Here is a 14,071-nt window from a genome sequence, read left to right as displayed (position 1 = left end):
TTTGCACTCTCGACGAATTCTGGGCAGGGTGCACACCGCATCCCATCCAGTGGCTGCCGAGCGCACAAGGTCCACACAGAAGTTCGGTCTGCCGTTTGAATCCAATCCCATGACTGCTGCCCAAAAGGGCCGGTATAGGTTCGGTCTACGGACAGTGACCAGCGGCAACGCAACGGCCTAAGCTCTACCCATGGATGAAGTCATGCGAGTGAGACGGCACGTCGACCTCACCGAAGATGAACGCAGCGCACTTGAGGACTTATTCGACAGCGAGTACCGGAGCGAATTCGGCGCGTGGAACCCGGATGCTCCCTACGGCTATTCCCCCGCCGACACTCACGTACTGGCATTCCGAGGGCAAACGTTGACAGCACACGTCGGCTTCCAGCGCCGTCTGATCTCGGTGGGCTCCCAGGAAATCCTGGTGGCCGGCACGGGCGGTGTCTTGGTCGATAAACGACATCGGGGTACGGGTCTAGGCGGGCGAACGGTGCGACTCGCTCAAAAAGAGATGCGTGATGAAACCGGAGTCGATTTCGGATTTCTCGGGTGTCGAAGGGAAGTAGTGCCCTTTTACGAGTCGGCGGGATGGGTCCAGGTCAACGCCACGGAACGGTGCTTGTCCCGTCTCGACCAGACCTCCGTCGTAGTGTCCGAAGGCGGACCAAACCTCGTCTGCTCGGCCAATCGTCTCGCGAGCCAGTGGCCCCAGGGCGACATTGATCTTCGGGGCACGCCCTGGTGATCGAACCGTCCCGCAGAGGCTTCGTTCTAGGGGCACCAGAACCGCATGCCCCTACCGCACCGTCCAATGATTCCGGTCAAGACGCCACTCCTGGTCGTTCACCTCGACCCTCAGGACCGGAACCGTGCCCCGGCGGAACAACCGCCGTTTTTGTTCGATACGCCCTTCGCCTCGAAGGTAGGCACGCGCGATAAGGCAGAGCCGTCGAAGCTCATCTTCCTTCTCCTGCTCCTGCTCCACATCGTCTTCGTCAAGGACGCTGGTCTGGACGTTCAGCTCGGGGATGAAAGCGTCCATCCACGCGGAGGAGGCACGAATGATTGCCGTGCGGTCCTGTTCGAGCCGACTGATCACGCGGACCGCGAGTCGCGAGGCGTCATCGCTAGAAGTCGCATCTTCCACGGTGAAGTCCTGATCGAACACCTCGGCGACGACCCGATGGAGCATGGCTTTGATGTCGATGGTCACAGTGACAGTCTCGCACGTGCGATCAAACATGACTGCGGCCGCCGGACCATCGGCACATCACCCGTTAAGATAAACCAACCTTGCAGCCGAAGAACTCCTGTCCGCTAAAGGTTCGACTTGCGGGCGGGGACTGACTCCCGCCCCAGATACAGCAAAGAACCTAGTAGCAATGAACCACTGGGGGCTTCCTGCGTCTTGGTGAGCCTAGACGCTTGGGCTCATGTCGTAGGTCACCCACGGGGTTTCCCGGGCAACATCATCGTAGAGGCGCCGCGCAGTCACATTGTCTGCCGCAGTAATCCAACGCACGACGTTCGCGCCGCCCTCGCCCGCAACTTGAGCCACACTGGTGAGGAGCGCACGCCCGACCCCACGCGATCGCACGTCCGGCAAGGTGAAGAGATCATCAAGATAGAGACCAAGAGCCGCAGACGAGGGTCGCGCGAACCAACGGGTGTTCGCCAGCCCAACAGGCACGTCATCATCGGTAGCGATGAGTCCGACCAAACCGTGTTCGCCGTTGACGATCCACTCCCACGTTTGCGCCACGACCGCAGCGTCCTCCGGGAGCCTATAGAAGGTGCGATAACCGCTGTATAGCGCCTTCCACGCTTCAGCATCATCGACAGTTACTCGCCTTACATTTATCGTCATAGGGTTCACAATACGGGAGCAAGCCCCGTAAGCCAGATCCCGCGACTACTTCAGGCTGCCCGAGGTTTTGAGCAGTCCTACACCGCATTCCGTATTCACTTCTTGGCAACAAACGTCTGTTTTAGCGCATTAGGCACGCCCTCGCACACGGAGAGCGGAGGAGAATCACGATGATTTCATCGGGGTAATCCCGCCGTTGAACTCCGCATTAACATTCACGCCGAGCTGGGGAATCCTCACACCATGCACCTCTAATAGATCAAACAATTGAGTGTCCCGCAGAGCGTTCCCCACACGGAACAGCAACGGATCCAGCTTCCGCATAGTTCGGCCCGTTGACGCTCGAATGTCAACAGCATTTCGTCGCTGCCTTCCGGATCATCTGGGGACTGTCCCTCCCCCAGCATTCCCAGGGCCCGGATTTCTTCATGCTCCGTGTCTGCGGGAACGCCATAGACCTGGACGTGAAGGCCGAAGAAGTGGGGTGAAACTCGACGGGGAAGAAGTCTCCCAGACAACCACGGGCCTATGCTCGACGGTCAGACATTCGTGCCATGCCCACGCGTCTGCCCGGACGGTCAACGACCGCAGGCACATTTTGCAGGTCACCGGAAGCGCCAACAGGACGCGTGGTCAGTGCATCGATCACAGCTCTGGGTGCAGCCGTTCACCCATTCTTCACCGCAAAGTTCCTGCAGCCGCGCAAGTTGGCAATCTTCACGGCCCATGTTTGAGGCGTGAAGGCTGCCATAGTTGCTGAATCGTTCTTTCCCGAGATGAATGGGGTTACCCATTCGCTGCTGAAGGTCTTGCAGCATTTGGATGCGCGCGGGGACCAGGTCTTGGTCATCGCCCCCTCGACGCTGGAGGACGCGCCGCCCACGATGGAAGGCGCAACCATCCGGCGGCTGCCGGCTGTTCCCCTCGCCGGTTACCGGAACATCCGGGTTGCCATTGGAGGGGTGGTGCGGGTGAAGGCCCTGTTGGCTGAGTTCAATCCCGACGTTGTCCACTTGGCCTCACCATTTGTTCTGGGCTGGCGTGCCGTCCGGGCCGCAACGGCCCTGGATATCCCCTCGGTAGCCATCTACCAAACCGACGTACCCGGATACGCTGCCCGATACGGCCTGCCCTTTTTGGAAAACTGGGCGTGGCAGCGTGTGAAACGCATCCACTTTGCAGCGACGAAAACACTCGTTCCCTCGAGCGACTCGATGCAAAAACTGCAGGGCCATGGCATCCCGAGGATGGAGTTGTGGCGCCGCGGGGTGGATACCGAACGCTTCCACCCCGGTAAGCGCAGCGCAGAGTTTCGTCGCACGGTGGCGCCCCAGGGTCACAAGATCATCGGCTATGTGGGGCGCCTGGCCCTCGAAAAGCAGGTGGAGGACCTGGCGGCCCTCGCCGAGATACCCGACACCCGGCTGGTCATCGTCGGTGACGGACCGCAGCGGGAGGTGCTCGAATCACTCTTGCCGAAGGCCCACTTCACGGGCTTCCTTGGGGGTGACGAGTTGGCCGCCGCCATGGCCTCCTTTGACCTGTTCGTGCATCCGGGCGAACTCGAAACCTTTTGCCAGACCATCCAGGAAGCCATGGCATCAGGTGTCCCCGTCGTTGCCACCGGTCGCGGCGGCCCCGTGGATCTCGTGGACTCCTCCCGCACGGGTTGGCTCTACGCACCCGGCAATCTGGCCCAGTTGCGTGACTACGCCATGGACCTCATCGGCGACGACGCCAAACGTGCCGCCTTTGCGGCGGCGGCATTCCAGCAAGTCCAGGGCCGCAGCTGGCACGTCGTGTGCGACCAGCTGATGACCCTCTACACCCAGGCCATTGCGGAGCACGCGCGGCTTCGGGCTTCCCTCTGAGGCAGCAAATGAAAATTTCAGGCATCCGCAGGGGCCAACGCGGCCCCAGGCATCTGCCCACGCTTGCACGCATGGATCATGCGTTCATGGGCCAGGTCGCGGATGAAGCCCGGGTCGCCCGGTTGGCCATTGGCACGGTGCCCTGTCAAGGGCCCGGTCTTGGCGCCTTGCTCCATGTAGGGGTCGAGGACCGCCGCAACGCCTTCACCGGCGACTCGGCGGAGCCGACCCAAGCGCGAATGCATGTGCTGCGCGGCGGGACGCCACGGTCCATGGCGGCCTACGCGTCGGAATCGTCGTTCCTGCCGACCAGAGCAGCGCCAGCGTTGCCGGATCCGCACTCGGCCGCATCACGCGAAGCCGCTTAGCTCCACATGATTGTCCACGGACCGGGACGCTATGTTGCGCTGGGAGATTCCTTCACGGAGGGAGTCGGTGACAGCAGCAAGCGGCGGCCCAATGGCGTCAGGGGCTGGGCCGACCGGGTGGCCGAGGCCCTCGCCAGCGAGGCCCCGGGATGGGAATACGCAAATCTGGCCATCCGCAGCAAGCGACTCCGGCACATCATCGCGGAACAGCTGGAGCCGGCCATCGCCCTGAAGCCGACGCTCATCACGCTCTATGCCGGCGGCAATGACGTCATGGACTTTGGAACGAAGATCGCTGACATCCTGGCCGAGTATGAATTCCTGATCGACAGGCTGGCGCAGACGGGTGCCACGCTGGTGCTCTTTACCGGCTACGACGTGGAGGTTTCACCCATTCTGGGGCCCCTGCGCCGCAAGAATCATGCCTACAACGACGGCGTCCGGCGCATCGCCGCGAAGTACGGTGCCATCCTGGTGGATTACGCCACCTTCACCGCCTACGCGAATTCCCGCATGTGGGCGTCCGACCGGCTGCACATGTCCAAGGCCGGGCACAAATACCTGGCGGCGAGGGTCCTGGATGTTCTTGCAGTGCCGCACGCCATCACGCATCGGGACAAGCGGAAGGCATCGCGCGGCGTGCGACAGCGGGCGCGGGAACACCGGGTGTGGGTCACCGAGTGGGTGCTGCCCATGTTCGGGCGCAAGCTCCGGGGCACCACGCTGGGCGACACCCTGAGCCCCCGGTGGCCCGAGCCGGTGCGGGTGCCGCCGAAGAAGGGCCTGAAGAAGCTGACCCGATAAGGCGGTGCCGGGACGTCCAGCCCTGGCCGCAAGCGACCCCGTGGGGCCGCCGGGCCTGGCCCCGGGAACCTCCCTGAGCGCATGGCCGGAGCTGGCGGGCCAGGTCCTCGCTCGCCCTGGCTTCGGAGGGTTCGGTGTCGGCTCAGCAGCGAGTGCAGGCGCGCGTCCAATCGGACATCACGGTGCCCCATCACATGGACTTCTCCAATCCAGCAAATGGCGCTAGCGCTCCCCCTCCTGCAATCTGCCATTTGCCCTGACGGCTCCCTCGGAAGCTCCACATGGGTTCCTTTGTTTCCCAAGGCTGGAGCCGAATTTTGGGGTTTCCAGCCGTGCTCGCCGGACGAACGCCGAAACCCTGGCTTGACCGCATTGGCACGCATCGCGAGGTTGGCAGGCCGGTGCCCGTCGAGAACCCGCAGGGCCGCGACGTCGAAGTATTACAGCGGCCATTGCGCCATTCGCCACGGCGTCACTATAGTAAACACCGTCCCTGAACACCGTTCAATTGGACGGTGTTCAAGTGAGTGCCGTTCAGGATTGAAACCGAGAAGGATCCTCCCATGACCAATGCCCGCACCTTCCCCGACCGTTCCGCCGGGCGGCGTCTCGACGCCACCGCTCTCGCACGGGTCGCCGTCTTCGCGGCAATTGTCGCCGTGCTCGGCCTGCCGGGCGGTTTCACCGTCGCCGGCGGAGTCCCGATCACGGTCCAGACGCTCGGGGTGATGCTCGCGGGCGCCATTCTCGGGCCGTGGCTCGGCGCCCTCTCGATGGCGGTTCTGATGGCGCTGGTCGCGATCGGCCTGCCCCTGCTCGCCGGCGGCCGCGGCGGCATCGGCGTCTTCTTCGGTCCCTCGGCAGGATACCTGCTCGGCTGGGTCGTCGGCGCGTTTGTCATCGGCCTGATCGTGCATGCCTCAGGGCGCAAACCGGTGCCGTGGCGGACGCTCGTCGGAGTGCTCACCGGCGGCATCCTGGTGATCTACGCCGTGGGGATCCCGGTGCAGAGCATGGTGACGCGCCTGCCGCTGGGCGAGACGGTGCTGATGAGCCTCGCATTCGTACCCGGCGACCTGATCAAGGCCGTGACCGCGACCATCATCGTGACCACGCTGGTCCGGGCCTATCCGCGTGCCTTCGCCCGCGTGTGGGCCTCCAAAACGGCACCGGTCCCGGAGCGGATCCGGTGATCATCCCGGTCAACGGAGCAGAACCCGGGCTGCTTCAGCGCCTGGGGCGGATCCGGGACGCGGGCGACGTCCCGCTGGTCGGTGATCCCCGGTCGTCGAAAACCCACTGGGACGCCATGGTCGCGGCTGCCGCGACGGCGGAGCTTCCCGAGGGAACCGCCTGGGCGACGCTCACCTCCGGCAGCAGCGGTGCGCCGCGGATCGTGCTGCGCAGCGCGGAATCGTGGGCCGACTCCTTCGCCGCCGTCAGCCGGTTCCTGGACGCCGGGCCCGGGGAGACCGTGGCACTCCCCGCCCCGCCGGCCTCCTCGCTCACCCTGTTCTCCCTCGCCCATACACTCTCGGGCGGCCCGCAGGCGGTGCTGCGCCCGACCCCGGACGCCGACGCCTTGCACGGCACCCCGCAGGCGCTACGCGCCGTTCTCGACGCCGGTGCACCGCCGCGGCTGCGCACCGCGTTGGTCGGCGGCTCCCATCTCGACCCGGAACTGCGCCGGCGCGCCGAGGCCGCGGGAATCCGCGTGACCGCCTACTACGGTGCGGCCGAGCTGTCCTTCGTAGCCTGCGATACGGGCGACGGGCTGCGGGCCTTCCCCGGGGTCGAACTTCGGGTCCGGGAGGGCATTCTGTGGGTGCGCTCGCCCTTCATTGCCTCCGGCTATGCCGGCGCCCCCGGGCCGTTGCGCCGGGACGGCGAATGGGCCACGGTCGGCGATCGCGCGGAGCTCGTCGACGGCCGGCTCCGCCTGCTGGGGCGGGCCGACGACGCGATCCTGAGCGCCTCGGCGACGATCGTCCCGGAGGAGGTCGAGGCGGTGCTGCGCTCGATCCCGGGCGTCCGCGACGCGATCGTGTTCGGCCTGCCGCGCGGGCCCGTCGGGGCCCTGGTCTCGGCGCTGCTGGAGCTGGACGGCGGAGCCCCGGCCGACCTGCGGGCGCTGGCCGCCGCCGGGCTCACACCGGCGCACCGACCGCGGCAATGGTTCGCCGGGCAGATCCCGCGGACCGCATCGGGCAAGCCCGCACGCGCCGAGGCCATGCGCCTGGTCCTGGCCGGGGAGGTGCAGTCCCTTGCACGCTGAAAACGATCCCGTGGTCATCGCCGCCCGGCGCACCCCGATCGGCACCCGCGGCCGCGGCCTGGCGCACCTGCGCGTCGAGGAACTGGCGGCTCCGGTGATCCGGGCAGCCCTGAAAGACGCCGAAGCGGTGCACGGTTCGCCGATCACCGTGGCCGACGTGCTCCTGGGGAACTGCATGGGACCGGGAGGGAACCCCGGCCGCATCGCCGCGCTGGCGGCCGGGCTGGGCCACGAGGTTCCCGGCGCCACCGTGGACCGCCAATGCGGCAGCGGCCTGGCGGCAGTGCTCGATGCCGCGGCCGCGATCCGTGCCGGGGACCGGCGGATGCGCGTCGCCGGAGGCGTGGAGAGCGCGTCCACGGCGCCGGTGCGTTCGGTGGGCGGTGTCCCCTATGACCGGGCACCGTTTGCCCCCGCGGGCTTCAGCGACCCGGGCATGACCCGGGCGGCCGAGGACCTTGCCGTGCACGACGGCATCCCGCGCGCCCGCCAGGATGCCCATGCCGCCCGCAGCCACGCCCGCGCACGTGCCGCACGGGACGCCGGACGCTTCGATGCCGAGCTGGTGCCGCTGGCCGGGCTCCGGCATGACGACGCGATCGGCGGGGCTGAGCGGCTGCTCCCGCGGTTGCCCGCGCTCTTCCCCGGAGGAACGCTCACCGCGGGCACGGCCACGCGGATCGGGGACGGCGCCGCCGCCCTGGTGCTCGGACCCGCGGGTTCCGCACCCGGGCTCGCGATCCGGGCGTCCGCCGTTCTTGGCTGCGATCCGGCGCTGCCGGGCATCGGCGCCGCCGGCGCCATTCAAGCAGCCCTGCGCTCGGCGGGATGGGAACTGGCGGAGATTTCGGCGCTGGAAATCGTCGAGGCGTTCGCCGCGCAGTCCCTGGCGGTGCTGGAGAGGATCGGGATCGCGGAGGACGACCCGCGCCTCTCCGCCGATGGCGGCGCGCTGGCACTCGGCCACCCGTGGGGCGCCAGCGGCGCCATCGCCGTGGTGCGCCTCTTCAGCCGCCTGGTGCGCGCCGGGGCGCCGGCGGGGACCCGCGGGGTCACCGCGGCATCGATCGGCGGCGGCATGGGCATCGCCGCCGTGCTGGAGGTGGTCCGATGAACACCGGCGCAATCCACCTCAAGGACGTCGGGGTGCGCCTGGGAGACACCGACGTGCTGCAGGAGATCTCCCTCGATCTGAACGCACGCACCGTGGCGGTCATCGGCGAAAACGGCTCGGGCAAATCCACGTTCGCCCGGCTGCTGGGCGGCCTGGTCCCCCGGACCTCGGGCGAGCTGGGCATCCTGGGGATCGACCCGAATCGCCGGGCCGCCGAGCTGCGCCGGCGCATCGCCGTCGTGTTCAGCAACCCGGACGCGCAGATCATCATGCCGACCGTCGCCGAGGACGTCGCCTTCTCGCTGCGCGCCGACCGCCTCAAGGCGGCCGAGCTCGAGGCACGGGTGGCCGCGGCGATGGAACGGTTCGGCCTCGCCGAATTGGCCGAACGCGCCTCCCACGACCTCTCGGGCGGCCAGAAGCAACTGCTCGCGCTGTGCGGCGCGTTCGTGCGCAACCCGGAGCTGGTGATCGCGGACGAGCCGACCGCCTACCTGGACGCGCGCAACGCCAGGCGCGTCGCCGACCACCTGTTCGAGGACGCCGGGCACCGGCTGGTGCTGGTCACCCACGACCTCGCGCTGGCCGCACGGTGCGAGCAGGCCGTGCTTTTCGCCGGCGGACGCCTGGTCGGCGTCGGCGAACCCGGTGCGGTCATCGAAAGGTACGAGGCGGTGCTGGCATGCTGACGCTCTACAAGCCGGGCACCGGCTGGCTGCACCGCATGCCCGCCGGCCCGAAGCTGCTGCTGGTCCTGGCGGTCGTGCTCGGAGTCTCGCTGCTGCCGTCGCACTGGTCTTCGGCGGCCGTCGCCGCGGCGGTCGGCATCGGGGGCTACGCGGTGGCGGGCCTGGGGCCCGGATGGTCCGGGATCCGGGAACTGGGCCGCCAGGTGTTCGCCCTCCGCTGGGTCATCGTGATCACCGCCGGCAGCCAGCTGGTTTTCCTGGGCCCTGAGCCCGCGGTCGCCAACGCCGCCCGGGTCACGGCCGCGATCGTGCTCGCTGCGTTGCTGGCCCTCACCACGCGGGTGACCGCACTGCTGGACGCCATCGAGCGCGGGCTGCGCCCCCTTCAACTGCTGGGCCTGGACCCGCAGCGGATCGCGCTGCTGCTCACGGTGACGATCAGCACCATCCCGGTGCTCGGACGCCGGGCGGGCGAGGTGCGCGACGCACAGCGGGCGCGCGGGGCCCGGAACAACCCGCGCACCTTCGTCGTCCCGTTCCTCATCGTGGCACTCAAGCACGCCGACGAACTCGGGGACGCGCTCACCGCGCGGGGCGTGCGTTGAACGCCGGCCGTCCCCACGTGCTGGGGCCCGTCGTCGATGGCCAGACGCGCTGCGTGCACTACCGGACCCCGCTGGATGTGGTGGCGATCAAGTTCGCATGCTGCGGCGAGTTCTATCCGTGCCATCTCTGCCATGCGGAGGCCGCCGACCACGTTGCGGCGCAGTGGCCGGTCGGGTCCCGCGACGAGCCTGCAGTGCTCTGCGGCGTCTGCGGGAACCTCTTGGCGATCACCGAGTACCTCGGCGTCGGATCGTGCCCGGGTTGCGCCGCGGCGTTCAACCCGGGATGCAAGCTGCACACGGAGCTGTACTTCCAGGCTTGATGCGGTGCGGCGGCTCCCGGCCCGGTTCCCGGAACGGGGACATCGATCCGGCAGATTGCCGCCGCGGCGGGGGTTCCCTTCTCCATGCCGGACTGCGAGCCTTGTTGCATCGGCAACCAAGGCAACGGCAACGATCCAGGGAGCGAACCCACATGAGGCGGATCATCAACTCCACCTACGTCACGCTCGACGGCGTCATCACGAACCCGCAGCACTGGCCGGTCCTGGAAGACCCCCGCGACGAGGGGGCCGCGATCCAGCAGGAGCTCATCGAGAAGTGCGATGCCGTGTTGCTGGGCAGGGACACCTACCTTGCCTTCGCCAGCGTCTGGCAGGGGCAGTCGGGCGATCCCTACACCGACCGCATCAACGCCCTGCGGAAATACGTGGTTTCCACGACCTTGCGGGAGGCCACGTGGGACAACAGCGTCATCATCGACAGCGACGTCGCCGCGGCCATCACACGCTTCAAGGACGAACCGGGGCGGGACATCGTGACCTATGGGTTCGGACGGCTCGCCGGCACGCTGATGGAGCACGGGCTGCTGGATGAGATCCGGTTGTGGATCCACCCCTTCTTCCTGGGCAATGCGCCCGACGCCGGCCTCCTGGTCCACCACACCTCCGCCGCCCTGCTGCAGCTGGCGGGTTCACGGACCCTGGACAACGGCACCGTCATACATTCCTATGCGGTGGAGCACCGGCCGTAGCCCCGGCACGATGCCGGCGGCCCCGCCGGGAAATCCCCCCGTCCGCTCCGAACCCAAGCGGCGTAATCGCTTGCATGCGTGTGTGAGATGCGACATGCTCCGGCGTGCACAACCTGCAACCGTCCATCTGCGGCTGTTAGTCTCAAGGCCGTCAGCGCCAATTTGAGACCACCGGAAGACGACAGTGCCCCACGACTCCCCGCAGGATCCGCATCGGCTGACCCGACGCGGGCTGCTGTCCCTCGCGGCCCTGGCCGCCGGCGGGGTCGCGCTCTCTCCCCCGCACCTCCCCGTCCGGGCCCCGGCGGCTGACCCGACGCCGCCAACCCCCGGCCCGACCGTCCGGCCGACGCCCACCGCCAAGCCCGGACCACCCCCGTGGCGCACCCGTGATCCCCTGCTGAGAACCCCGCTGAAACCGGCCGCCAACACCCGCGGTGCCATTTCCCGCTTTGAGGGCGCCTTCCCGGCCTTGAGCGTCAAGGCCGTGGTGCCGCTTCCCGGGCTCACCGCCGCACCTGTCCCCTGGCTTGCGGTGTCCATCGTCGGACCGGTCAACCAACTCCAGATCGTCAACCCGGACGCCGGGGCGCCGGCGCACGTGGTGACCATTCCCGGAAGCCACAACGGCGGAATCGAATCCATGGCCTGGCACCGCGAAAGCAAGACCCTCTACCTCTGCACCGGCGGCAACCTGCTGTCCTGGAGCCCCGGCAGCCCCAAGCAGGCGCGCCGGATCGGCACGGTCCCCGGCGCAACCACGCTCTACGAACTGCAACTGGACTCGGCAGGAAACCTCTGGGGCGGCACCTACCCGCTGGGCGCCACCTTCACCTACGCCGCGGCAACCAAAAGGATCCGCGTCCACAAACGCCTCGCCGCCGACAGCGACTACGTCCGGCGCCTGGCCATCGGCCCGGACGACCAAGTCTGGGCCGGCACCGGATCGCGCAACCCCAGGCTGTTCACCTTCCCCGCCTCAAACCCGGGTCGGCGCACCGAGATCCAGCTGCCGGAGCCGATGCCCAACGGCTTCATCTCCTCCATCGACGTGCTCGGGAACCGCGTCGCGGTGAGCGCCAGCGACGTCGCCGCCCAGTTGCTGCTGGACCCGAGAACAGGAAAATGGGCCGGGAAAGTCGAACGCGTCTGGGCCGCCCGCCGCGCCTCCGGGGCAGCCGGCGGAGCACGCGTCTTCACCATCTCCAAGGACATCCTCTACGCCACGGACACCACGACCTGGCGGGACACCAAACTGGGCCCCGTCGGCACAAGCTCGCCCCTGGTGCTGGCATCCAACGGCAAGCAGGTGCTCGTGGCCAGCCAGATCCCCACCGGCCTGCGCATCGAGTTCTTCACGCTCGCCACCGGCAAGGTCGACAAGGTCCGTACCGTCTCGCTCACCGACGGCGAATTCACGATCCAGTCTCTGCTGGGCCACTCCGACGGCAGCGTCTACGTAGGCGGCTACATGGGCAAGGGGCTCGCCGCCGTCAACCCCGACACCGGGGCCCGTTGGCACTCCCCCGACGAGGAGGACGTGGTCAACCAGATCGAGGGCATGATCGAATTCGATCCCACCCGCAGCTACCTCGGTTCATACGGCTCCGCCGACATCATCGGCCTCGACAGCCGGAAGAAGGGCCGGGCGGACGGCTATGTGCGGCTGGAGCGGCTGAGCCGCAAGTACCACCAGTCCCGGCCCTTCGGCTGGGCCGTGAATTCGCGCAACGTGTTCTTCGGCACCGTCCCGGACTACGGGCGGGCCGGCGGCGTGCTGGGAATGATCGACCCGCGCACCAACAAGGTCGCCTGGGTGCTCGACGGCGGCGGAACCGGTTTCGTCAAGGCCCACTCCATCATCGGGCTGGCCGCCGACGAACGCTACCTCTACGGGACATCCTCGGTGCGCAACGGCTACGGCATCCCCGACACCAAGGGCCCGGCCAAGGTCTTCAAGCTGGAAATCGCCACGAAGAAGAAGATCTGGGAAACCGCCCCGGTCACCTCTTCCGGCGCCCTCTACGCGCCCAAGCTCATCGCCGGATGGCTCGTGGTCGCCGACATCGAGGGGATCAACATCATCGACCCGGCCAACGGGAAACTGGTCCGCCGCCATCGCCTCACCCAGGCACGGAACGCCGCCAACCGGCCCGGATGGGCCAACGCCGACATCGCCCAGGTGGGCGACGGCTCCAAGCTCGTGCACAGCGCCAAGGGAACCACCACGGTCGTGGACTTCCGCGCCGGCACCAAATCCGTGATCGGCAGCCCCCGGGGCAAGCAGCGCTTCGGTAGCCGGCTCGCGGCCGCGCCGTCGGGGCGCGTCTTCGGCTACACCGAGAAGACGGTCCTGGTGGAACTGGACCTGATCCCCCGCCCTGTCCAGGCGAAGCGACCCGCGCCGACTCCCGCCAAGGCCAGGCCGTCCGCGCCGGCGAGGTCCGGGCAACCGACTTCGGCGCCAACCCGGAGCCCCTAGTGCCGAGCCAGCCGGACGCGCAACCCGCGGCGGGCACAAGGACGTACTACGCGCCGTAGAATAGATGCATGACCTCTCGTAAGACCTGGATCGCATATTTCGCGATCGACGTGGTCCTCGTCCTGATCTTCGCCCTGAGCGGACGGGGCTCCCACCAACATTCACTGACCGTCCTCGGGGTGCTCCAAACGGCGGCCCCCTTCCTGCTGGCGCTGGCCGCCTTGACGCTGCTTTCGCGCCCGTGGAGCACCCACTCGCGGATCTGGCCCACCGGCGTACTCGTCTGGCTCGGGACCGTGGCATTGGGACTCGCCCTGCGCGTGCTGTTCGGCGCCACCGCGGCGGTGCCGTTCATCATCGTGGCAACGATCGTGCTTGGTGTGTTCCTGGTGGGCCGCCGCCTGGTCACCAACCTCATTGCGCGCCGCCGCGTGCGCACGTCCGCATCCTGAACTAGGCTCAAATCAAGTTCAGGCAACCACCGCCCATAACCACCTGGAGGTATACACGTGGTCACTGCATTCGTCATGATCCAAACCGCTTCTGACAGCATTCCCGAGTGCGCCGAAAAGATCTCGGACATCGAAGGCATCTCCGAGGTGTATTCGGTCGCCGGCGACTGGGATCTCATTGCCATCGCCCGGGTCCGCCACCACGAGGACCTGGCCGAGGTCATCGCCAACAAGCTCTCCAAGGTCCCCGGCATCACCGGAACCCAAACCCATATTGCGTTCCGTGCATACTCCAGCCACGACCTGGACGCGGCCTTCTCACTCGGCCTCGAGTAACGAGGGGGCATTGGCCCTGCGCATGGCCCGGGGGGGGGGGGGGGGCGCCCCCGCAGGGGGGGGCCGCCGGGGGGGGGGGGCCCCCCGCGCCGGGGCCAACAGGCCGGCAATCCCGGTTCTTGCCCAACGGGTTGGGTGCTGGGGATGTCTAGAAAGGTAATGGGGTGCTGCGATG

Annotated in this window: 16 protein-coding genes; 14 read left to right on the top strand and 2 right to left on the bottom strand. The window is 67.6% G+C overall.

Features of this window, described 5'->3' with window-relative positions:
* Nucleotides 1-190 precede the first annotated feature (190 nt).
* Nucleotides 191-745 (top strand): GNAT family N-acetyltransferase, encoded by a 555-nt coding sequence (locus ACIPVK_RS12155; RefSeq protein WP_407612242.1) that lies wholly within the window; start codon nucleotides 191-193, stop codon nucleotides 743-745.
* Between the two features lie 51 nt (nucleotides 746-796).
* Here ACIPVK_RS12155 and ACIPVK_RS12150 read toward each other — a convergent pair whose 3' ends face one another.
* Nucleotides 797-1,213, bottom strand: a complete 417-nt coding sequence (locus ACIPVK_RS12150) for a hypothetical protein (RefSeq protein ID WP_407612241.1) — start codon at nucleotides 1,211-1,213, stop codon at nucleotides 797-799.
* 204 nt (nucleotides 1,214-1,417) lie between these two features.
* On the bottom strand, nucleotides 1,418-1,867 hold the full coding sequence (locus tag ACIPVK_RS12145) for a GNAT family N-acetyltransferase (protein WP_407612240.1): 450 nt from the start codon (nucleotides 1,865-1,867) through the stop codon (nucleotides 1,418-1,420).
* A 737-nt stretch (nucleotides 1,868-2,604) separates the two neighbouring features.
* On the opposite strand from ACIPVK_RS12145, the gene ACIPVK_RS12140 reads away from it, so the two are divergent.
* From ACIPVK_RS12140 to ACIPVK_RS12080, 13 genes are all read left to right on the top strand, one after another.
* Nucleotides 2,605-3,738 (top strand): glycosyltransferase family 4 protein, encoded by a 1,134-nt coding sequence (locus ACIPVK_RS12140; RefSeq protein WP_407612239.1) that lies wholly within the window; start codon nucleotides 2,605-2,607, stop codon nucleotides 3,736-3,738.
* 8 nt (nucleotides 3,739-3,746) lie between these two features.
* Entirely contained in the window at nucleotides 3,747-4,106 is a 360-nt protein-coding gene (locus ACIPVK_RS12135; protein WP_407612238.1) for a hypothetical protein, read from the top strand.
* Between the two features lie 6 nt (nucleotides 4,107-4,112).
* On the top strand, nucleotides 4,113-4,910 hold the full coding sequence (locus tag ACIPVK_RS12130) for an SGNH/GDSL hydrolase family protein (protein WP_407612237.1): 798 nt from the start codon (nucleotides 4,113-4,115) through the stop codon (nucleotides 4,908-4,910).
* A gap of 563 nt (nucleotides 4,911-5,473) precedes the next feature.
* Nucleotides 5,474-6,103: a biotin transporter BioY gene (locus ACIPVK_RS12125; protein WP_407612236.1), complete on the top strand. Its 630-nt coding sequence runs from the start codon at nucleotides 5,474-5,476 to the stop codon at nucleotides 6,101-6,103.
* Nucleotides 6,061-7,185: a class I adenylate-forming enzyme family protein gene (locus ACIPVK_RS12120; protein WP_407612235.1), complete on the top strand. Its 1,125-nt coding sequence runs from the start codon at nucleotides 6,061-6,063 to the stop codon at nucleotides 7,183-7,185. The genes ACIPVK_RS12125 and ACIPVK_RS12120 overlap by 43 nt, the downstream gene beginning before the upstream one ends.
* Nucleotides 7,175-8,299 (top strand): thiolase family protein, encoded by a 1,125-nt coding sequence (locus ACIPVK_RS12115; RefSeq protein WP_407612234.1) that lies wholly within the window; start codon nucleotides 7,175-7,177, stop codon nucleotides 8,297-8,299. The genes ACIPVK_RS12120 and ACIPVK_RS12115 overlap by 11 nt, the downstream gene beginning before the upstream one ends.
* Nucleotides 8,296-8,988, top strand: coding sequence for an energy-coupling factor ABC transporter ATP-binding protein (locus tag ACIPVK_RS12110; RefSeq protein ID WP_407612233.1), 693 nt, complete (start codon nucleotides 8,296-8,298; stop codon nucleotides 8,986-8,988). Before ACIPVK_RS12115 ends, ACIPVK_RS12110 begins: the two co-directional genes overlap by 4 nt.
* Complete coding sequence (locus tag ACIPVK_RS12105; protein ID WP_407612232.1) at nucleotides 8,982-9,593, top strand: energy-coupling factor transporter transmembrane component T; 612 nt, start codon at nucleotides 8,982-8,984, stop codon at nucleotides 9,591-9,593. Before ACIPVK_RS12110 ends, ACIPVK_RS12105 begins: the two co-directional genes overlap by 7 nt.
* Before the next feature lie 53 nt (nucleotides 9,594-9,646).
* The gene (locus ACIPVK_RS12100) at nucleotides 9,647-9,916 is read left to right on the top strand and encodes a CHY zinc finger protein (protein WP_407612231.1); all 270 of its coding nucleotides are present in this window, start codon (nucleotides 9,647-9,649) and stop codon (nucleotides 9,914-9,916) included.
* 152 nt (nucleotides 9,917-10,068) lie between these two features.
* The gene (locus tag ACIPVK_RS12095) at nucleotides 10,069-10,626 is read left to right on the top strand and encodes a dihydrofolate reductase family protein (RefSeq protein WP_407612230.1); all 558 of its coding nucleotides are present in this window, start codon (nucleotides 10,069-10,071) and stop codon (nucleotides 10,624-10,626) included.
* 184 nt (nucleotides 10,627-10,810) lie between these two features.
* Nucleotides 10,811-13,108, top strand: a complete 2,298-nt coding sequence (locus tag ACIPVK_RS12090; protein WP_407612229.1) for a hypothetical protein — start codon at nucleotides 10,811-10,813, stop codon at nucleotides 13,106-13,108.
* Nucleotides 13,109-13,176: 68 nt separating this feature from the next.
* Entirely contained in the window at nucleotides 13,177-13,560 is a 384-nt protein-coding gene (locus ACIPVK_RS12085; RefSeq protein ID WP_407612228.1) for a DUF3054 domain-containing protein, read from the top strand.
* 57 nt (nucleotides 13,561-13,617) lie between these two features.
* The gene (locus ACIPVK_RS12080) at nucleotides 13,618-13,896 is read left to right on the top strand and encodes an Lrp/AsnC family transcriptional regulator (RefSeq protein WP_132363902.1); all 279 of its coding nucleotides are present in this window, start codon (nucleotides 13,618-13,620) and stop codon (nucleotides 13,894-13,896) included.
* Nucleotides 13,897-14,071 lie beyond the last annotated feature (175 nt).

This window comes from Paeniglutamicibacter sp. MACA_103 (assembly GCF_045798555.1).
Lineage (GTDB): Bacteria > Actinomycetota > Actinomycetes > Actinomycetales > Micrococcaceae > Paeniglutamicibacter.
This window is presented reverse-complemented; position numbering and strand designations above follow the sequence as displayed.

Excerpts from the sequence above, each read along its gene's own strand:
- ACIPVK_RS12155 (WP_407612242.1), top strand. The coding sequence starts at position 191 with ATGGATGAAGTCATGCGAGTGAGACGGCACGTCGACCTCACCGAAGAT.
- ACIPVK_RS12145 (WP_407612240.1), bottom strand. The coding sequence starts at position 1,867 with ATGACGATAAATGTAAGGCGAGTAACTGTCGATGATGCTGAAGCGTGG.
- ACIPVK_RS12135 (WP_407612238.1), top strand. The coding sequence starts at position 3,747 with ATGAAAATTTCAGGCATCCGCAGGGGCCAACGCGGCCCCAGGCATCTG.
- ACIPVK_RS12130 (WP_407612237.1), top strand. The coding sequence starts at position 4,113 with ATGATTGTCCACGGACCGGGACGCTATGTTGCGCTGGGAGATTCCTTC.
- ACIPVK_RS12125 (WP_407612236.1), top strand. The coding sequence starts at position 5,474 with ATGACCAATGCCCGCACCTTCCCCGACCGTTCCGCCGGGCGGCGTCTC.
- ACIPVK_RS12110 (WP_407612233.1), top strand. The coding sequence starts at position 8,296 with ATGAACACCGGCGCAATCCACCTCAAGGACGTCGGGGTGCGCCTGGGA.
- ACIPVK_RS12105 (WP_407612232.1), top strand. The coding sequence starts at position 8,982 with ATGCTGACGCTCTACAAGCCGGGCACCGGCTGGCTGCACCGCATGCCC.
- ACIPVK_RS12095 (WP_407612230.1), top strand. The coding sequence starts at position 10,069 with ATGAGGCGGATCATCAACTCCACCTACGTCACGCTCGACGGCGTCATC.
- ACIPVK_RS12085 (WP_407612228.1), top strand. The coding sequence starts at position 13,177 with ATGACCTCTCGTAAGACCTGGATCGCATATTTCGCGATCGACGTGGTC.